Annotated in this window: 19 protein-coding genes; 8 read left to right on the top strand and 11 right to left on the bottom strand. The window is 69.4% G+C overall.

The annotated features are described in order from the left end of the window. Positions 1-92: 92 nt before the first annotated feature. From DIE17_RS02900 to DIE17_RS02910, 3 genes are read right to left on the bottom strand one after another with little or no spacing between them, the layout of a single operon-like run. On the bottom strand, positions 93-1,121 hold the full coding sequence (locus tag DIE17_RS02900; RefSeq protein ID WP_124519770.1) for an LOG family protein: 1,029 nt from the start codon (positions 1,119-1,121) through the stop codon (positions 93-95). A gap of 22 nt (positions 1,122-1,143) precedes the next feature. Further along, a complete protein-coding gene (locus DIE17_RS02905) occupies positions 1,144-1,479 on the bottom strand; it encodes a c-type cytochrome (protein ID WP_124519771.1) in 336 nt (111 codons plus the stop codon). A 19-nt stretch (positions 1,480-1,498) separates the two neighbouring features. Then, positions 1,499-2,506, bottom strand: coding sequence for an Acg family FMN-binding oxidoreductase (locus DIE17_RS02910; RefSeq protein WP_124519772.1), 1,008 nt, complete (start codon positions 2,504-2,506; stop codon positions 1,499-1,501). A gap of 172 nt (positions 2,507-2,678) precedes the next feature. On the opposite strand from DIE17_RS02910, the gene DIE17_RS02915 reads away from it, so the two are divergent. Continuing rightward, positions 2,679-3,668, top strand: coding sequence for a zinc-dependent alcohol dehydrogenase family protein (locus tag DIE17_RS02915; RefSeq protein WP_124519773.1), 990 nt, complete (start codon positions 2,679-2,681; stop codon positions 3,666-3,668). A 25-nt stretch (positions 3,669-3,693) separates the two neighbouring features. On the opposite strand, the gene fnr is transcribed toward DIE17_RS02915, so the two are convergent. The 3 genes from fnr to DIE17_RS02930 form a co-directional block, all read right to left on the bottom strand. Beyond that, on the bottom strand, positions 3,694-4,467 hold the full coding sequence (fnr, locus tag DIE17_RS02920) for a fumarate/nitrate reduction transcriptional regulator Fnr (protein ID WP_124519774.1): 774 nt from the start codon (positions 4,465-4,467) through the stop codon (positions 3,694-3,696). A 426-nt stretch (positions 4,468-4,893) separates the two neighbouring features. Further along, complete coding sequence (locus tag DIE17_RS02925; RefSeq protein ID WP_124519775.1) at positions 4,894-5,541, bottom strand: response regulator transcription factor; 648 nt, start codon at positions 5,539-5,541, stop codon at positions 4,894-4,896. Beyond that, positions 5,538-7,526, bottom strand: coding sequence for a PAS domain S-box protein (locus DIE17_RS02930; protein ID WP_124521036.1), 1,989 nt, complete (start codon positions 7,524-7,526; stop codon positions 5,538-5,540). Before DIE17_RS02930 ends, DIE17_RS02925 begins: the two co-directional genes overlap by 4 nt. Positions 7,527-7,776: 250 nt before the next feature. Here DIE17_RS02930 and DIE17_RS02935 point away from each other — a divergent pair, with 250 nt between their 5' ends. Further along, on the top strand, positions 7,777-8,247 hold the full coding sequence (locus DIE17_RS02935) for a universal stress protein (protein ID WP_124519777.1): 471 nt from the start codon (positions 7,777-7,779) through the stop codon (positions 8,245-8,247). Positions 8,248-8,299: 52 nt separating this feature from the next. Here DIE17_RS02935 and DIE17_RS02940 read toward each other — a convergent pair whose 3' ends face one another. From DIE17_RS02940 to DIE17_RS02955, 4 genes are all read right to left on the bottom strand, one after another. After that, the gene (locus DIE17_RS02940; protein ID WP_124519778.1) at positions 8,300-9,133 is read right to left on the bottom strand and encodes a universal stress protein; all 834 of its coding nucleotides are present in this window, start codon (positions 9,131-9,133) and stop codon (positions 8,300-8,302) included. Further along, positions 9,130-9,633 (bottom strand): universal stress protein, encoded by a 504-nt coding sequence (locus DIE17_RS02945; RefSeq protein WP_124519779.1) that lies wholly within the window; start codon positions 9,631-9,633, stop codon positions 9,130-9,132. Before DIE17_RS02945 ends, DIE17_RS02940 begins: the two co-directional genes overlap by 4 nt. Before the next feature lie 69 nt (positions 9,634-9,702). After that, on the bottom strand, positions 9,703-10,905 hold the full coding sequence (locus DIE17_RS02950; RefSeq protein WP_124521031.1) for an acetate/propionate family kinase: 1,203 nt from the start codon (positions 10,903-10,905) through the stop codon (positions 9,703-9,705). Positions 10,906-10,913: 8 nt separating this feature from the next. Beyond that, on the bottom strand, positions 10,914-11,753 hold the full coding sequence (locus DIE17_RS02955) for a universal stress protein (RefSeq protein ID WP_124519781.1): 840 nt from the start codon (positions 11,751-11,753) through the stop codon (positions 10,914-10,916). A gap of 196 nt (positions 11,754-11,949) precedes the next feature. Between DIE17_RS02955 and DIE17_RS02960 the strand changes: the two genes are divergently transcribed. Genes DIE17_RS02960 through DIE17_RS02980 form a run of 5 tightly spaced genes read left to right on the top strand, consistent with a single transcriptional unit; the run spans position 11,950 to position 17,113 of the window. Then, positions 11,950-12,480 carry a hypothetical protein gene (locus tag DIE17_RS02960; protein ID WP_124519782.1) on the top strand — a complete coding sequence of 177 codons (531 nt, stop codon included), beginning with the start codon at positions 11,950-11,952 and terminating at the stop codon, positions 12,478-12,480. Next, the gene (locus DIE17_RS02965) at positions 12,470-13,216 is read left to right on the top strand and encodes a beta-ketoacyl-ACP reductase (RefSeq protein WP_044846537.1); all 747 of its coding nucleotides are present in this window, start codon (positions 12,470-12,472) and stop codon (positions 13,214-13,216) included. The genes DIE17_RS02960 and DIE17_RS02965 overlap by 11 nt, the downstream gene beginning before the upstream one ends. Continuing rightward, positions 13,213-15,042, top strand: coding sequence for an alpha/beta hydrolase (locus DIE17_RS02970; protein ID WP_124519783.1), 1,830 nt, complete (start codon positions 13,213-13,215; stop codon positions 15,040-15,042). The genes DIE17_RS02965 and DIE17_RS02970 overlap by 4 nt, the downstream gene beginning before the upstream one ends. Positions 15,043-15,044: 2 nt before the next feature. Further along, complete coding sequence (locus DIE17_RS02975) at positions 15,045-16,076, top strand: bifunctional enoyl-CoA hydratase/phosphate acetyltransferase (RefSeq protein WP_124485950.1); 1,032 nt, start codon at positions 15,045-15,047, stop codon at positions 16,074-16,076. After that, positions 16,073-17,113: a zinc-dependent alcohol dehydrogenase family protein gene (locus DIE17_RS02980; RefSeq protein WP_124519784.1), complete on the top strand. Its 1,041-nt coding sequence runs from the start codon at positions 16,073-16,075 to the stop codon at positions 17,111-17,113. Before DIE17_RS02975 ends, DIE17_RS02980 begins: the two co-directional genes overlap by 4 nt. A 72-nt stretch (positions 17,114-17,185) precedes the next feature. On the opposite strand, the gene DIE17_RS02985 is transcribed toward DIE17_RS02980, so the two are convergent. Continuing rightward, a complete protein-coding gene (locus DIE17_RS02985) occupies positions 17,186-18,589 on the bottom strand; it encodes an MBL fold metallo-hydrolase RNA specificity domain-containing protein (RefSeq protein WP_124519785.1) in 1,404 nt (467 codons plus the stop codon). A 280-nt stretch (positions 18,590-18,869) separates the two neighbouring features. Here DIE17_RS02985 and DIE17_RS02990 point away from each other — a divergent pair, with 280 nt between their 5' ends. After that, on the top strand, positions 18,870-19,319 hold the full coding sequence (locus DIE17_RS02990; protein WP_124519786.1) for a hypothetical protein: 450 nt from the start codon (positions 18,870-18,872) through the stop codon (positions 19,317-19,319). Positions 19,320-19,346: the final 27 nt, after the last annotated feature.

Below are 19,346 nucleotides of genomic sequence, written 5' to 3' on the forward strand. Positions count from 1 at the left end.
CCGTGATTTCAGTATCGTTGCCGCGCGCCCCCGATTCAATCAGCGTGCCCCGAAGTCGAGGTAGGAATCGCACCCGTCTCGTCGGCGGATTCCTACACGGCGCGTGGCTTCGAAGACCCGTTGCAGCGTGCCGGCGCGCGTTCGCGACGCCGCGCATACCAGCTGCCTATCGCGTCCCAGATCGCCTCGGCGGATTCGCAATACGTGAACAGTTCCAGGTCGCGGCGGTCGATCATCCCTTCGTCCGCGAGAAACGCCAGGTCGACCGCGCGGCGCCAGTACGCCTCGCCGACGAGGACGACCGGCAGCGGCGCGATCTTGCGCGTCTGCAGCAGGGTCAGCACTTCGAACAGCTCGTCGAACGTGCCGTAGCCGCCGGGGAAGAAGACCGCCGCTTTCGCGCGCTCGAGCAGGTGCAGCTTGCGGATCGCGAAATAGTGGAACCGGAAGCAGAGCGCCCGCGTGATGTACGGATTGGGCGCCTGTTCACGCGGCAGCTCGATATTGAAGCCGATGCTCGGCGCGCCGCGCTCGTACGCCCCGCGGTTGGCGGCCTCCATGATGCCGGGGCCGCCGCCGGTGACGATCGCGAGCCGCGCGGTGCGCGTGCACCGGTCGGCATGGGCGACGATGCGCCCGAACGCGCGCGCGACGCGGTAATACACGCTGTATTCGACGAGCCGGCTGGCGATCGTGACGGCGCGCCGCCTGCTCGCGTCGTACGGACGCTCCGCGAGCAGGCGATTCGCTTCGTCCAGCCGCGCCTTCGCGACCGACGGCGCGACGATACGCGTGCTGCCGTAGATCACGACCGCATGGCCGATCCGTTCGTTCTGCAGGCGCTCCTCGGCTTTCCAGTAATCGAGTTGCAGCCGGATGCCGCGCATGCCGGAACCCCGCAGAAGGGTCGCGTCCGCTTCGGCCGAGGCGCGGTTCGGGGATGGGACGACGCGCCGCGCGCGGCGCGGGATGCGCGGGGTGGCGTCCTTGCCGACGACGGCATCGGGCCTCGCGCGTAGCCGTTTGCCGCGCATCTTCGCGATCGTCGCGGCGGGGGCTGGGCGGCGGCGTGCGTGGCCGCGTGTCATGCCGGCGGGCGCGCGTTTGACGAGGGTCGACATGAACGGAAGCGCCCCGCGACGGTCACTGGCTCAACACCCATTGCACGAGCCGATGCGCGTCGTCGCGAGACAGCGGGCCGCCGCGATCGATGGCGGACGGCATCGGCGTGTCGCCCCAATGCACACGGCCGCCGACGCGCAGCTTGCGTTCCAGCTGCGCAGCGGCATGCGGATCGCCGCGATAGCGCTCGGCGATCTCGTGAAACGACGGCCCGAGGAACGTCATGTCGGTCGTATGGCAGAACATGCAGTGCTGCGCGTTGACGAGTTCGGTCGGCTCGGGCACGGTCGTCTGCGCGGCGGCCGTGCCGGCTATCAGCGCAATCGCGCAGAGGGCGGCGCAACGCATGATGCTCATGTTCGTTTCCTTGTCGAGATCAGGAGAAGGAGATCACTTCGTCGAGCGGGCGACGCGGCGAATGCGGCGTATGCGGGCCGCGCCCGACGCGCAGCAGCAACTGCGGCTCGCCGCGCAGCCCGAGCATGTGGCGCAGGTGGGCGCGCAACCCGGCCGTCTCGATCGGCTGGTTCAGGTACGACGCGGTATAACCGGCGCGCGTCGCGACGAGCAGGATCCGCTCGAGCGCCTGCCCGGCAGCGAGCCACGCTTCGCGATCGTCGCGCACGGTCGCGATGCACACGATCAACGGCGACGCGCCGACGAGCTGGTGATGCAGCGCGGCCAGCCCGTCGCCGAGATCGAAGGTCCGTACCGCCATCGTCACGACGGGCGCGGCGAAGTCCAGCAACGTCGGCACGCCGGCCGCGAAAGCGGGCATGCCGTCCACGTGCCGGCGCGGGTCGATCCAGCTCGCCAGCTCGCGCCGGAAGCGCGGGTCCGAGAACTGCTGGCGGTCGGCCTCGGCAACCAGTTCGGCCACGCGCGCACGGTGCGCGAGCGCGTCGACGCACGCGACGTCGGCGCCTTCCGCGACGCCGGCCGCGATCAACTCTTGCTGGATCTCGTCCGGCACGGGCGTCGATTCGAAGGGGGCGCGCGTCGTGACGCGGTCAGGAATCGCATCGAACAGCGAGCCGACGGACGCATCGGAATAGCCGTCGTCGCAGACCCGGACCACCGCAAGGAGATCGGGGTCGACTTCGGAAGGAAACGTGGTGATCGTGTGGGCGAGCCCGGCGTGATCGAGCGCGACCCGCAGGTTGAGCAACGCCGCGCCGCAGCTGATGATCAGCTCGCGATCGAACGGATCGACCACCGGCAACGCGCGGACGCGGTCCGCGCACACGGAAATCGTGGCGCCGTTGACCAGGAAGCGCCACGGCTGGGAATTGTGACTGGACGGCGCCAGCACCGCGTAGCCCAGCAGCTCCCTCAGCTGCTGGTCGGGATGGGCGCTTGCAGCAAGCGGGGGAACGGATATCATCGATCATCTCCAGGTTGCCGCGCGGGCGGCGTTTCGCCACTTCATCGTGTCAGCAACCGTCCGGCGGCCGTTGACCCACGTCAAGCGCCTGTCATCGGGGCAAACGCACGCGGTGGCGGACGACTAGCCTGGAAAGCGAAGCGCGCGAAACCGGTCGCGCAGGGAGGCGAGCATGCTTGCGATGATGTTTGACGGCACGACCCCGCATTTGCGCGAAGCGCGCGTGCCGGAGCCGTCGCCCGCGGCGGGCCAGCTGCTGATCGACGTACACGCATGCGGCGTCTGCCGGACTGATCTCCACGTCGTCGACGGCGACCTCGCGCACCCGAAGCTGCCGCTGATTCCGGGTCACGAAATCGTCGGGACGGTGCGCAGGCTGGGCGAAGGCGCGACGGGCTTCGCCGTCGGCGACCGGGTGGGCGTGCCGTGGCTGGGCTCGACGTGCGGGCATTGCGCGTATTGCAGGTCCGGCCGCGAGAATCTGTGCGACAGCCCCGGATTCACCGGCTATACGATCGACGGCGGCTACGCCGAGCGCGTGGTCGCCGATCACCGCTATTGCGTGCATCTGCCGCAACGCTATTCCGATCTGGAAGCCGCGCCGCTCCTGTGCGCGGGCCTGATCGGTTATCGCACCCTGCGCATGGCGGGCGACGCGCGCCGCATCGGCATCTACGGCTTCGGTGCGGCGGCCCATCTCGTCGCGCAGGTCGCGCATTGCGAAGGACGCGAGGTGTTCGCGCTGACGAGGCCCGGCGACACGGCCGCGCAGCAGCTCGCGCTGTCGCTGGGTGCGGCGTGGGCGGGCGGCAGCGACGAAGCGCCGCCGGAGCCGCTCGATGCCGCGCTGATCTTCGCGCCGGTGGGGGCGCTGGTGCCGGCCGCGCTGCGCGCGCTCGACAAGGGCGGGATCGTCGTGTGCGGCGGCATTCACATGAGCGACATCCCGGGCTTTCCGTACGCGTGGCTGTGGGGCGAGCGCCGCATCGCATCGGTGGCCAACCTGACGCGTGCGGACGCGGTCGAATTCATGCGGATCGCGGCCGCGATGCCGCTGCGGGTCGAGGCGGTGCGCTATGCGCTGACCGACGCGAACCGCGCACTCGACGACCTGCGCGGCGGGCGCGTATCGGGCGCCGCCGTGCTGGGCATGCGCGGTTGATCGGCTCGACGGCGCCGCGGCGCGCTCAGATTTGCCGCAGGCCTTCCGAATCGACGATCCGGATCTGCTTGCCTTGCGCCGCGACGAGCCCCTTGTGCTGGAACTTCGACAGCATGCGGCTGACGGTTTCGAGCTTCATGCCGAGATATTCGCCGATCTCGTCGCGCGTCATTCGCAGCACGAATTCCGCGGCCGAGTAGCCGCGTGCCTTGAAGCGCGCGGACAGATTCAGCAGGAACGCGGCCACCCGCTGTTCGGCGCTCATCGTGCCGAGCAGCAGCATCTGCGAGGATTCGCGCACGATCTCGCCGCCCATCATCTGGTACACGTGGTGCTGCATCGGCCGCACTTCGCGGCACATCTGCTCGAGCTGGCCGAACGGGATGATGCAGACCGTGCTGTCCTCGAGCGCGATCGCGTCGCCGTTGTGGTGCCCGGTGTACACGCCGTCAAGCCCGAGCGACTCGCCGACGATCTGGAAGCCGGTGATCTGCTCGTCGCCGTCGCGATGCATCACGATCGTCTTGAACGACCCGGTTCTCACTGCGTAGATGCTGTTGAACGCATCGCCCGCGCGAAACAGCGTTTCGCCGCGCTTGACGTGGCGCGTCGTGCAGATCATCGCGTCGACGCGCGCGAAATCGTCGGGCGACAGATCGGACGGCATGCAGACGGTACGCAATGCGCACGTCGAACAGCGGGACGCGGCGCGCTTGGGCTGATCCGTCGGTTCGACGGGATGCAGCGGGATGAACGGGCGTAACGGCATGGTCGTCGAAACTTCGGCACTGCTGTGCATGATCGGCTCCAGTTCGGGGGCAGCGGCGGCTCGCCGTCGGGCGGGGTCGCGCTGGCCGTTGTACCGGCGGCTTTGGTCTCTGCCGCCTTCCTGTCGGGAAAGCCCCACCGGACGCGCCGGGAGACCGATACACCGGTCTCGTCGATGATGCTGCCTTGGGCTCCGGGAGGCACGTTTGTGCGTTTTTCTTGATGTGCAGTATGGATGTTGCGCAACGTCAAGAAAATCAGCCGGAATTGAAGTTGCAGTAGGTGAGATGGAAGTCTTGTAGGAGGTTTCCTACAGGGGCGCGGCAACTTGTCGCGAGCGTCGCGGGCGGGTGCGGGACGCTGATGAAGGGCGGGGCGCGGCCCGCGCGGGCCCGGCCGCCGTCACCGATGCCGTCGGGACAGCCGGGCGGGGCGCCGCCCGCGCCCGATGCCGCCGTCAGAGTTCGTCCGGGTCCTCGAACAGCTTGTGGCGCATCGCGTAGCGCACGAGTGCCGTGTCGTTCGGCATCTGCATCTTCTCGAGGATGCGCGTCTTGTACGTGCTGACGGTCTTGACGCTGACGCAGAGCGCCTGCGCGATCTCGGAAATCGACTCGCCGGTGGTGACGCGCCGGAACACGTCGAATTCGCGGTCGGACAGGCGCTGGTGCGGCAGGAGATCGGTCGGCTCGTTCAGGCTCTGCGCGAACTGCTCGGCCATGGTCAGGCTGACGTAGACGCCGCCGGCCGCGATCTTGGTCAACGCGGCGACCAGTTCGGCGCTGGCGCTTTCCTTGGTCATGTAGCCCGAGGCGCCCGCGCGGAATGCGCGCACCGCGTACTGCTGTTCGGCATGCATCGTCAGCACGAGGATATGCAATCCCGGCTTCTCGTCCTTGATCTGCTTGATGAGTTCGACACCGTTGCGGCCGGGCATCGACAGGTCGAGCACCAGCACGCTGGCATCCGTGTCGCGCATGAGCGCGATCGTCGAGGCACTGTCCTGCGCTTCGCCGACGACCTCGAAACCGCTCGCGCTCTGCAGGATGTGCCGAAGACCGTCCCTGACGAGTGCGTGGTCGTCGGCGATGAGTACCCTGATCATGACAGCACATCTCCTTGCTGGATGGCGTGAAGCGGCAGCGCCACGGTGATCGTGAATCCCGCACCCGGCCGGTTGTCGATCGTCACCGTCCCGTCGAGCATGTGCGCGCGCTCGCGGATCCCGATCAGGCCGAACGACGGGCGATCCTGCCCGTTGCGGGTGGGCTCCGGCGCGCCGTGACCGTTGTCCGCGATGCGCAGCATGCAATAACCGTCTTCCACTTTCAATGCCAGCGTCACGTTCGTCGCGTCCGAGTGTCGCGCGACGTTGGTCAGCGCCTCCTGCACGATGCGGAACAGCGTCGTCGCACCGGCGCCGGTGAACGCGGTATCGACGGGGGCGATGTCCCGCTCGACCGTGATCCTGTAGCGGCGCGTGAAATCGTTTGCAAGCCATTCGATCGCCGGAACGAGGCCGAGGTCGTCGAGCATCACCGGCCGCAGATCGGCCGCGATGCGCCGGACCGACGCAACGATCGAATCGATCAGGCGGTGCATGCCGCTCAGCTGCTCGCGCACGCCGGTGTTGGGGGCGACGATGCCCGCGAGCCCCAGCTCGACGGCCGACAGATCCATCTTGAGCGCGGTGAGTTGCTGGCCGAGGTCGTCGTGCAATTCGCGCGCGATCCGCGTTTTCTCTTCCTCCCGCACGTTCTGCAGGTTGGCGGACAGCTCGCGCAGTTCCTCGCGCGACCGCTTGAGCGCATTTTCCGCGCGCACCCGCTCGGTCACGTCGCGCAGCATGACCGTGTACAGCTTGCCGGTGCCGTCGCGAATCTGCGAGATCGACGCCTCGATCGGAAACTCGGTGCCGTCGGCGCGCAAGCCGAACAGCACGCGTTGCCGCCCCATCTGGCGCTCCGACACGCCCGTCACGCCGAACTGCTCGACGTGTCGCGCATGCGCGGCGCGAAAGCGCTCGGGGATGAAGCGGGACAGAGGCGCGCCGATCGCCTCCATCGCGCTGACGCCGAACACGTGTTCGGCGGCCGGGTTGAAGATCACGATCGTCTGACGCTCGTCGACCGTGATGACGGCCTCCATCGACGACCGGATGATGCCCATCATCCGGGCCTCGGTGGGTTGGCTGTCGCCGGCGGGGGCAAGCGCTCGTTTCGCGACGACCTGCCGCACGAGCGCGGCCAGCGTCAGCGAGAGCACGGTGCCGGCCAGCAGGACGGCCGTCGTCGGACCGGACGTGTCGGCGCGCGGCGCGCTGTAGCGCAGCGCGAGCGGCGTGCCGCCGAACGTCACGGAATCGGTGCGCCGGAACAGGTCGCCGGCGGCGTTCGAGTCGCCGGCGCCGAAGCCGCCGGCATACACCGGCGCGGCCGGATTGTCGGCCATGATTTCCACGCGCAGCCGATCGAGCACGGACGAATCGACGAGACGAGCCGGATTCAGCGCGGCATAAACGTATCCGGTCGCCGTGGCGTGCCGCGTCCCGGACGAAGCGAGGTTTTCAGCGTTCGCATAAATCGGCAGGTACAGCGTCAGCTCCGTCCGCGCGAGCGCGGCATCGGTGGCGTCCTGGATCGCGTTCGCGGCGAGCGCGACCTTGCCGGTTTCCGCCGCGCGCTGCAGCGCCTGCCGGGTCGCCTGATCGTCCTCCGCCGCGCTCGGCTCGATTCTCCCGAGGCTGCGGACCGGCGACTGCAATTCGTCCGGATTCAGACTGTCGAGATAGCGGCGCCACGCCGCTCCGGATTGCGGCGCGGGCAGGGTCGACGCGAAGCCGCGCGCGCCGCGCAATACGGCAGCCGCACCGAGGAGGCTGCGCCGGAGGTCGGCCGTCGCGAGGGTCGCGGTTTGCGCGAACCTCGCCTGGGCGGCGTGCTGCGCCCCGTTCTGCAGTACGCGGGATGCCGCGAACGTTGCAGCCAGGCCAAGCGCCAGCGTCAGCAGCGCGGCCGCGGCTGCATATCGGGCGGGCCGAATCCGGTGTGAAGCCGGTCCGGCCTGGGGGGGAGGCGCATTCACTGTCATTGCCGTTCATCCTGACGGATTTCGTCGACGGCTGGCTGGCGGCGGGCCGGACGGGGGGCACGAAAGGCGGAGCGGGACGCAACTGCGATATCGCACGGAATTGTGCGCGTTTTGCCGACGTTCGCCAATCGGGACCGATGCGCAAGGGGGCGGCGCCGCGCGTGTTTGACCCGCGTCAACGGAGCGCCGCCTGCGAGGATCAGACTGGTTTCACGAACCGGTCGACCCCTGACGACAATTGGGAGGCGTCATGTACCAAAGGATCTTTGCGGCACTCGACGGCAGCCGTGGCGCGCGCCTCGCGCTCGACGAGGCGATCTCGCTCGCCCGCGAGTCGGGCAGTCTGGTGATCGCCATGTGCGTGGTGTCGGATGGGCCGCGGCTGGCCGACGTCGACAGCGGTTATATCGACCGGCGCGACCCGGCCGGACTGGATGCGGACAAGGCCGCGATCGCGCTCGCGGATGCGGAAACCGCGTTCCGGTTGTCGGGTGTACGCGGCATCGCGCAAACGATCGACGCGTGCGGAGAGAACGTATCGGACGTGCTGGCGCGTGCCGCCGCCGAATGCGACGCGGACCTGATCGTGATGGGCACGCATGGCCGGCGCGGCGTGCGCCGCGCGTTGCTCGGCAGCGTCGCCGAATCGCTGGTGCGTATCGCGGACCGGCCGGTGCTGGTCGTACGGGAGGGGCCGGGCGCGTGTGCCGGCATGTTGTGACGGTCGTGACGGGACGAGGGCAGCCGCGAGCGGCTGCCCCGTTTTCGTTCGCTCAGTGAGACAGCAGGACCGGCACCGTCATCGTTTCGAGGATCGTGCGCGTCGCGCCGCCCAGCACGCGTTCATGCATGCGCGCATGGCTGTACAGGCCCATCACCAGCAGATCCGCATGCAGGTCGGTCACCCGGTTCAGCAGCGTCGCGCCCACGCTCACAGGCCGTTCGCGCGGCGTGCTCGAGAACGACGCGCGAATGCCGTGCCGTTCGAGATACGCGGCGACGTCGACGCCTGCCGGCGTCTTGTCCGGATCGGGTTGCCCGCGGGCGACCGTCTCGACGTTGACGAAACGCGCGCGGGCGAGCAGCGGCAGCGCGTCGGCCATCGCGCGGGCGGCTTCGCGCCCGCCGTCCCAGCCGATCAGCACGTTCTCGCCGAGCGTGCGCACGTCGCCCGCGTACGGCACGACGAGCGCCGGGCGTCCGCTGCCCATCACGACGTCCTCGACGAAGTGACGTGCGACGTAGGTCAGGCGGTCGTCGGGGTTTTCCTGGCCGAGCACCAGCAGATCGGCGTGGCGCGCGTGCAGGACCGCGGCCTCTGTCGCGTTGCCGGTCGGCGCCCGCCATTCGACGCTGCGTCCGGCGCGTTCGGCGGCGCTCAGGAATTTTTCTTCCGCTTCCTTGCGCCGCTGTTCGCACAGGCGTTCGTAGACGGCCAGCTTCAGCGGTTCGTCCGGCCGCCGCAACGGCTCGAGGAGGTCCTGGCAGACCACGTAGAGGCCGATCAGATGGGCGTTCCAGCGTCCCGCGAGTTCGAGCGCGAGGTCGACGCGCGTCGCACAGCGCTCGCTGTCGTCGAGATGGACGAGCAGGGTCTTGTAGCTCATGACGGCTCCTTTTCGGTTGATGCCGCGGTGGTTTCGGCGGGCGCCTGCGCGGCGCAGCTTGCCGGTATCATCAGGACCGGGCACGTGGCCTGACGCAGCACGCGCTCGGCGACGCTGCCGAGGAACAGGCGCCGGAAACCGCGCCGGCCATGCGTGCCCATCACGATCAGGTCGGCGCCGGTCTCGCCGGCGAGACCGACGATCCGGTGCGCAACGTCTTCGCCGGCCGGCGCGACGTTGTAGATCTGCGACGTGCCGGCCACGTCGCGCGCTTTCATGCGGCGTGCCGCATCCTCCGTGACACGCAGTCCTTCCTCGCGAAATGCATCGATCAGGATCGACGGATCGTATCCGTACGTGTCGTAGGCCGGCACCAGGAAGTCGACGACGTAGACCGGGGTCAGCCGCGCACCCGTCTCCGCCGCGAGGTTCAGCGCGGCGTCGAGTGCGCGGGACGACGTATCGCTGCCGTCGAGCGCGACCAGAATGTTCGAGTACATGACGTTTCCCTTCAACGGATGCCGATGGAATCATCATCGGCGCGTATGCGCCGCTCGCGCTGATCTGGATCAAGCGTCGCGATTGGCGCGCAGCACGCGCACCGCGGCGCGCGCCGCGACCCACGCCTCGTTGGTCGGCTCGACGACCACCGTGACCGCACTCGACGCGCACGACACGACATGCGCATGATCGGCATTCGCGCGCGCGTCGAGCACGATGCCGAGCCAGCCGAGCGACGCGCAGATCCGCTCGCGCAACACCGCCGAGTGTTCGCCGATGCCGGCCGTGAACACCAGCATGTCGAGGCCGCCGAGCAGCGCGGTCAGCGCGCCGGTCTCGCGCACGATGCGATGGACGTACAGCGCCAGCGCATCGCGGGCAGCTTCGTCCCCGGCCGCCTCGCGCGCGAGCAGCACGCGCGGGTCGCCCGACGCGCCCGACACGCCCTTGAGCCCCGATTCGTGATACAGCATGTGTCCCAGCTCGTCGCCGGACAGCTTGCCGGCCTCGAGCAGGTGCAGGACGACACCGGGATCGAGCGTTCCGCTGCGCGTGCCCATCATCAATCCGTCGAGCGCCGAGAAGCCCATGGTCGTCGCGACGCTGCGGCAGTCGCGCAGCGCGCACAGGCTCGCGCCGCTGCCGAGATGGGCGGCGATCACGCGGCCGTGCGCACGGGCGCCGAACGACTCGTCGAGCGCGACGGACAGGTATTCGTACGACAGCCCGTGGAATCCGTAGCGGCGCACGCCCTGGTCGAACCACGCATGCGGCAGCGGCAGCAGCTGCTCGACGCGCGGCAGCGTGCGATGAAACGCCGTGTCGAACACGGCGATCTGCGGGACGTCCGGAAACGCGTCGCGCAGCACGTCGATCGCATCGAGGCTGTGCGGCTGATGCAGCGGCGCGAGCGGCGTCAGCGTGCGCAGCGCGTCCAGCACGTCGTCGTCGACGAGCATCGGCTCCACGTAGCGTGCGCCGCCGTGCACGACGCGATGCGCGATCGCGCCCAGCGCGACATGCGGCAACTTCACGCGGATCCACGCCGCGATCCGCGCGAGCACGGCGCGGTAGGGATCGTCCGCCGTGCCGAGCGGCAGCGAACCGTCCGGCTCGGCGTCGAAGCGGATCGACACGCTGTTGCCGGCCGCGACCGCTTCGCCCTCGTGCAGCGGCCGCCGCGCGGGGTCGCCGTGCGGCGGGCAGGCAAAGAGCGCGAACTTCACGCTCGACGAACCGGCATTGACGACGAGCAGGGCGAGCGTACGCATCGGCCGGCTCAGTGCGACATCAGGACCGGCAGCGTCATCGACGCCAGCACCGTGCGGGTGGCGCCGCCCATCACCAGCTCGCGCCAGCGCGGATGGCCATAGGCGCCCATCACGAGGAGGTCGGAACCCGTTTCATACGCGCGCGACAGCAACGTATCGCCGACCGTCGGGCCGGCACCGGTATCGATTTCGAGCACGTTCACGTCGCGTGCGTGGCGCGCCAGCATCAGCGCGGCGTCGGCGGCCGGAATGCGCGTGGCCGCCGCTTCCGAAGCGCCATCGACCACGGCGGCGACCGTCGCGCGCTTCGCGTGTTCGAGAAAGGGCAGCGCGTCGTGCGCGGCGCGGGCCGCCTCCCGGCTGCCGTCCCACGCGATGAACACCCGCTCGCCGATCGACGGGAATTCGCCCGTGTACGGCACGAGCAGCACCGGGCGACCGGCGGACAACACGAGGTTCTCCGGAAACTGGTCGTCGATGTAGGTCTCGGGATCGTTCGGGTCGCTCTGGCCGGCGATCACGAGGTCGGCCAGGCGTGCGGCGCGCGGCACGGCCAGGTTCGCGCGGTCGTCGGCACGCACCCACGCGGCCGGCACTTTCGCGCGGGCCGTCTCGGCGTGGAACAGGCGTTCCAGCGCGGCGAGCCGCTCGTCGCGCTGTGCGCGTTGCTCGCGGAAGTAATCGGCGGACCCGGCCATCACGTAGAACGAATGCGGTTCCGGCGTGTAGACCGCGAACAGGCCGGTCAGGTGCGCACCGAAGCGCCGGGCGAGGCGCAGCGCGAACTCGAGGCGCGAATGCGCGCGGGCGCTCGTATCGAGGTGCACGACTATGCTCTTGTAGCTCATCGGAATCGCTCCATCGACGGGGGAACCGCCAGTGCAATCCAGTCTACGGAGCAGGGTTTCCGCGTACTTGACTCAGATCAACGGCTCCGTTGCGCGATGCCCGCACAGTGAAGCGGTCGCGATGCCGATCCCGATCCCGGGCAGGCGGCACGAGGCGCGATGCCAACCCATTGACCGGATCGAACGAGGGACGCCGATGAGTACGTACGCTTTGACGACACCGAACGACGCTTGCCGCGCGGGCTGCGATCTCGCGCTGCGCATGGTCGCGCAGAACCGCGACTGGCAGCACGAATGGCACGCGCTGGCAGGGCGGCGCATCGAGCGGGACCGCGCCGCGGTGCGCCTCCTGCAGCAGGCGCTGGCGGACACGAAAGAGTGGACGGCCTTCGGCGAGGCGACCCGGCAGGTGATGCGCGACTACGCGATCGCGAGCGTCGCGATCTGGCAGGATGCCGCCGAGCTGTGCATGCGTGCGCAATACGAGAACGCCGGCGCATGGCGTACCTGGTTGCGCGAATACGGCGCGGGCGCGATGTCGCGTTATCAGACCGACTGGCTGCCCGACCTGGGGCGGCTGGCGGTGGTCAACGAAGCCAGCATGCCGTGGGCCGACTGGATGACGGCGCTGGAGCGCGGGATCGAGGACGCGAACGACGGGGCGCCGGTTGCCGTGCGCCGCCTGAACGGCACGACCGGCGCGCAGGAGAACGACCATGTGCGCTGATCGGGTCGCGTTCGTCACGGGCGGCATGGGGGGCCTCGGCGCCGCGATCAGCCGTCGCCTGCACGATGCGGGCATGACGGTGGCGGTGTCGCATACGGAGCGCAACGACCACGTCGCGACGTGGCTCACGCACGAACGCGAGGCGGGCAGGACGTTCCACGCGTTCGAGGTCGACGTCGCCGACTACGATTCGTGCCAGCACTGCGCGGCACGCGTGCTGGCCGAGTTCGGGCGCGTCGACGTGCTCGTCAACAACGCCGGCGTCACGCAGGACGCCACCTTCGTGAAGATGACCAAGAGCATGTGGGACGCGGTGCTGCGCACCAACCTCGACGGCATGTTCAACATGACGAAGCCGTTCGTGCCGGGCATGATCGAGGCGGGCTTCGGGCGGATCGTGAACATCGGCTCGGTGAACGGTTCGCGCGGCGCATACGGGCAGGCGAACTACGCGGCCGCGAAGGCCGGCATCCACGGCTTCACGAAGGCGCTGGCGCTCGAGCTCGCGCGCCACGGCGTGACGGTCAACACGGTGGCCCCGGGCTATCTGGCGACCGCGATGCTCGAGACGGTGCCGAAGGAAGTGCTCGACACGAAGATCCTGCCGCAGATCCCGGTCGGCCGCCTCGGCAATCCCGGCGAGATCGCCGAGCTCGTCGCGTTCCTGTGTTCCGACGCGGGGGCTTTCGCGACCGGCGCGGAATTCGATGTCAACGGCGGCATGCACATGCGATGAACGCATCCGTCATGCGCATGCCGATCGAGCACGAGTCGATGCGGCCAACGGCTACGAACGTACCGGCGTCGCACCCGGCCGGATGCACGCCGGCCCGGCCGTCGCCCGCCGACGAATGGAACCGCGCCGCGCATGCGAACGTGGCCGCGATGACCTTCGGGCTGTCGCCCGTGTCGCTCGCGCTGGCCACGCTCGACTGGGGCGCGCATCTGGCCGTGTCGCCGGGAAAATGCTTCGAGCTTGCGACGCAGGCGTGGCTGGCTGCCGTGGCACCCGCGGCCAACCGGGAAGGCGAGGGCAAGGGCGAGGCCGACGATGGCGGCGCGGGCGGCCTGGCCGTGCACGCCGGGCAGGCCGATGCGCGCTTCGCCGCGCCCGCGTGGTCCGGATGGCCGTTTCGCACGTACCGCGACGGCTTCCTGTCGATCCAGCGCTGGTGGCGCGACGCGACGCGCGGCGTGCCGGGCGTCGAACGGCATCACGAGGAACTGGTCGGATTCGTCGCGCGACAGTGGCTCGACGCATGCTCGCCGGGCAATTTCCTTGCGACCAACCCGGTCGTGCTCGACGCGACGATGCGCAGCGGCGGCGCGAATCTCGCGGCAGGCTGGCGGCACTGGCTGGAAGACGCGCACGCGCTGCTCGAGCGCACGCACGGCACGCGGGCCCGCGATACGCGCGCCTATCTGCCGGGACGCGACGTGGCGATCACGCCGGGCCGCGTCGTCTGGCGCAACGCGTTGTGCGAGCTGCTGCAATACGACCCGACGACGGCCGGCGTGGCGCGCGAGCCGATCCTGATCGTGCCGTCGTGGATCATGAAGTACTACATCCTCGACCTGCAGCCGCACGATTCGCTGATCCGCTTCCTGGTCGATGCCGGCTACACGGTGTTTGCCGTGTCGTGGCGCAATCCGGGCGCGGAGGCGCGCGAGCTCGGGCTCGACGATTATCTGCGCGACGGGTGCATGGCGGCGCTCGACGCCGCCCGCTCGATCTGCGGCGAAGCGGTCCACGCGGTCGGCTACTGCCTCGGCGGCACGCTGCTGGCGATCGGCGCGGCGGCGCTCGCGCGCGACGGCCGCCAACACGAGGCGTTGCGCTCCGTCACGTTGCTCGCGGCCCAGACCGATTTCAGCGAACCCGGCGAACTCGGCCTCTTCATCGACGCGAGCGAACTGTCCGCGCTCGATGCGCTGATGTGGCGGCAGGGCTACCTGGACGGCGCGCAGATGTCCGCCGCGTTCCAGTTGCTGAACGCGCGCGACCTGATCTGGTCGCGCATGATGAGCGAATACCTGCTCGGCACGCGCACGAAGCCGAACGACCTGATGTCGTGGAACGAGGACACCACGCGCATGCCGTACCGGATGCATACGGAATACCTGACGCGCCTCTTTCTCGACAACGATCTCGCGGCCGGCCGCTACTGCGTCGACGGGCGGCCGGTCGCGCTGTCGGATATCGACGTGCCGACGTTCGTGGTCGGGACCGAGCGCGATCACGTGTCGCCCTGGCGTTCCGTCTACAAGCTCCATCTGCTCACGCACCACGCGCTGACGTTCGTGCTGACCTCCGGCGGCCACAATGCCGGGATCGTGTCCGAACCCGGCCATCCGGGACGCCACTATCGCTGCGCGACGCGCGAGCCCGGCGCGCCTTACCGCAACCGGCGCGACTTCGTGAGCGAAACGCCCGCGCTCGACGGATCGTGGTGGACGTGCTGGCGCGACTGGCTGCATGCGCATTCGTCGGGCGAGGTGCCCGCACGCGTTCCGGCCGCCGGCTTCGGCGCAGCGCCCGGCAGCTACGTGCTGGAGACCTGAACATGAACCTGAACCTGCATCCGGATCCGTCCGCCGGCGCGTGCCTGCCCGGCCTGTTGCCGCGCGCGGACGGCGAACTGCCCGCCCTGATCGCGCGTGCGCGCCATGCGCCGCCGCTGACGGTGGCCGTCGTGCATCCGTGCGACACGGCCAGCCTCGTCGCGCTTGCCGCGCTCAACGCGTCGCCGCTGGGCGCATCGATCGAACCGCTGATCGTCGCGCCGCGCGCGAAGGTGTTGCGCGTGGCGAGCGAGGCGGGCGTCGATCTCGCGAAATGGACGATCGAGGACGTTCCCCACAGCCACGCCGCGGCGGCCCGCGCGGTGGCACTCGCGGCGTCGGGCCGCGCCGGCGCGCTGATGAAGGGCAGCCTGCACACGGACGAGCTGATGGGGGCCGTCGTCGCCGCGGAATCGGGCCTGCGCACCGACAAGCGCATGTCCCACTGCTTCCTGATCGAGGCGCCGGCGTATCCGCGGCCGTTCATCCTGACCGACGCCGCGGTGAACATCGCACCGGATCTCGCGCAGAAGGCGGCCATCACGCAGAACGCGATCGACGTCGCGCATGCGCTGGGCGTCGCGCGCCCGCGCGTCGCGGTGCTGTGCGCGGTCGAGACCGTCAATCCGGCGATGCGTTCGACGCTCGACGCGGCGGCCCTCGCGAAGATGGCCGAGCGCGGGCAGATCACGGGGGCGGTCGTCGACGGCCCGCTCGCGTTCGACAACGCGATATCGCAGCGGGCCGCGCGCGAGAAGGGGATCGACTCGCCGGTTGCCGGCCGTGCGGACATCCTCGTCGTGCCCGATATCGAAGCGGGCAACATGCTCGCGAAACAGCTCGAATACCTGGGCGGCGCCGCGAACGCGGGCGTCGTCGTGGGCGCGCGCGTGCCGATCGTGCTGACGAGCCGCGCCGACGGCGTCGCCGTCCGGGTCGCATCCTGCGCGCTCGCGGTGTTGCTGGCACAGGTCCGGCATGACGCCGCCCCGATGCCTGAACAGGCCCCCCTTTCGATGGAGGAATTGCGATGAAAGCACTCGTGTATCACGGCCCCGGGCGCAAGGCGCTCGAACGGCGGCCCAAACCGGAACTGCAGTCGCCCACCGACGCGATCGTCCGCGTGACGCGCACGACGATCTGCGGCACCGATCTGCACATCCTCAAGGGCGACGTGCCGACGTGCGAGCCGGGCCGCGTCCTCGGCCATGAAGGCGTGGGCATCGTCGAGCAGGTCGGCGCGGCGGTCGATTCGCTGAAGCCGGGCGACCACGTGCTGATTTCGTGCATCTCGTCGTGCGGCCGCTGCGAGTACTGCCGCCGCGGACTGTATTCGCATTGCACGACCGGCGGCTGGATCCTCGGCAACCGGATCGACGGCACGCAGGCCGAGTTCGTGCGCATCCCGCATGCGCCGACCAGCCTGTACCGAATCCCGGCCGGCGCGGACGAGGACGCGCTCGTGATGCTGTCCGACATCCTGCCGACCGGCTTCGAATGCGGCGTGCTGAACGGCAAGGTGCAGCCGGGCTGCTCGGTCGCGATCGTCGGCGCGGGGCCGATCGGGCTGGCCGCGTTGCTGACCGCGCAGTTCTATTCGCCCGCGCGGATCATCATGATCGACCCGGACGGCAACCGGCTCGAGGTCGCGCGGCGCTTCGGCGCGACCGACTGCATCGACGGCCACGGCGGCGACCCGGTCGCGGAAGTGATGAAGCTGACCGACGGCGTCGGCGTGGATTGCGCGATCGAAGCGGTCGGCATTCCGGCGACGTTCGAGATGTGCACGTCGCTCGTGGCGCCTGGCGGGGTCGTCGCGAACGTCGGCGTGCACGGCGTCAAGGCCGATCTGCACCTCGAGAAGCTGTGGGATCGCAACATCTCGATCACGACGCGGCTCGTCGACACGGTCAGCACGCCGATGCTGCTGAAGACGGTAGGCGCCGGGCGCCTCGATCCGGCGCGCCTGATCACGCACCGGTTCTCGCTCGACGACGTGGAAAGCGCGTACGACACGTTCGGGCGCGCCGCGCAGACCCACGCGCTGAAGGTCATCATCGAAATCGGCTGAATGCCGGGCCGCGCGTGGCGGAAACCGGGTGCTTCCGCCGCCCGTCACGCGCGGCCGGCGTTGCGCCGGCAGTCAGGACGACAGCGCGGCGGGCTCCTGCGTGTTGTTTGATTCAATCGCGTCCAGATCGACGCACTGCTCGTAGGTCGGCACCTCGCACGGCCAATGCAGGCGCTCCGAGATGCGCCGGCGCATCGCATCCGCGGCAGCGGGTTCTCCATGCGTGACGAAGGTCCGCACGGGCGCGCCCTGCATCGTGCCGAGCCACTTCAGGATCTCTTCGTAGTCGGCATGGGCCGACAGCGTCGTGATCGACTCGACCTGCGCGCGCACGCGCACGTACTCGCCGTGAATCTTCAGCGTCGGCTCGTGCGCGGCCAGTGCCGCGCCGCGCGTGCCGGCGGCCTGGTAGCCGACCAGCGCGATCGTGTTGCGCGCGTCGGGCGCATGGCGGCTCAGGTGATGCAGCACGCGCCCGCCGGTCGCCATCCCGCTGCCGGCGATGATGACCATCGGGCCGTGGTGTTCGGCGATCGCCTTGGACTGCTCGACCGAGCGGATCATCGTGGCCACGTGGCCGAGCGCATTCGCTTCGGAGGCCGTCAGCCGGTGTTCGAGGATATGGTGGCGATAGATCTCGGTCACGTCCGTCGCCATCGGGCTGTCGACGAACACCGGGACGCGCGCCATGCGGCCGGCCGCCTTCAGCCGCGCGATGTAGTGCAGGATCTCCTGCGCGCGGCCGACGGTGAAGCAGGGCATCACGACGACCCCGCCGCGCGCGAAGGTCTTGTCGAACATCCCGGCCAGCTCGTTTTCGGGATCCGACGCCGGATGCAGCCGGTCGCCGTACGTCGATTCGACCACCAGGTAGTCGGCATGCGCGGGCGGGCGCGGCGGTTGCATGATCGGGTCGTGATACCGGCCGAGATCGCCGGAGAACGCGAGCACCTTGTGGTCCCAGTGCATCACGACGCTCGCCGCGCCGAGGATGTGCCCGGCCGGCAGCAGGCGGAACGACAGGCTGCCGCCCAGCGCGGTGCATTCGTCGAAGGCGACGGGTTGCAGCAGGCGCAGCGCGCGCTGCGCGTCGTCCAGCGTGTAGAGCGGTTGCGCGGGATGATGCTTCGAATAACCGTGCCGGTTCGCGAAGTCGGCTTCCTCCTCCTGCAGCCGCGCGCTGTCGCGCAGCATGATGTCGCAGAGTTCGGCCGTGGCCGCCGTGCAGTACACCGGCCCGCGATAGCCTTCGCGGGCCAGCACCGGGAGATAGCCGGTGTGATCGATGTGCGCGTGCGTGAGCACGACCGCGTCCAGCGTGTCGGGCGCGAACGGCAGCGCGCGCCAGTTGCGCAGCCGCAGGTTCTTGGTCCCCTGGAACAGGCCGCAATCGACCAGGACGCGCCGGCCGCCGTGCTCGAGCAGGTACTTCGAGCCGGTCACGGTTTCGGTCGCACCGAGAAAAGTCAGTTTCATGGGGTGCCTCTGCGGGAGTCGACGGAACAGTAAATCGATTACATCCCGAACGCGCGGGCGGCGGTTGACCGAAATCAGGAATTGCGGGATCCCCATGCCGGCCGGGCGAGATTCCCGGCCGGCGCGCGGTTTGACGACGATCAAGCATGGGCCCCGGCGGCGGCAGGATAGTGAGTTGGTGCGTGCATGCGGTGTCGGGACCCCGTTATCCGCGCATGCCATGCGCGCGATGCGTTCGGCATCACGCGTCGCCTCACGAGTCTTTCGGGATGAACCCATCATGACGTTGATCGCCAATCTGGATGGTGCCGGGCACCTTTACCGACTGTGCTTCGTCCGCGCGCCCTGGGCGTGGTTTACCTGCTTGCCGCTCGACGAGCAATGCGGCGAGCGCTGGGCGGACGTGCCGTACCAGAATGCCGCGAAACCGCCGTACAGCGATTCGCGCGTGCAATTGCTCCGGGTCGCGTTCGACGCGCCGGGTCTGTTACCGCCCGAGGCCGGGCGGCACGGGCATGCGTGGAGCGTCCAGCAGATCAACCACGGCGCGGCGCCATGGCTGCGCAGCGAGGATTTCGTCGACGCGCTGACGCTGACCGTGCCGGCCGGGGTCACGCTCGCCACGTTCGTCGAACGGATCGAGGCCGCCGGCGGCACCGTCTACGGGCCGCTCGGCTGGGCGGAATTGCCGCCGTGGCAGCGGCCCGACGTGGTGGCGCAGACGGGCTGAATGGGGCTGAGCGGGACTGAATGCCGG

Origin of the sequence: Burkholderia sp. Bp9099, assembly GCF_003857805.1 — a bacterium.
Classification (GTDB): domain Bacteria; phylum Pseudomonadota; class Gammaproteobacteria; order Burkholderiales; family Burkholderiaceae; genus Burkholderia.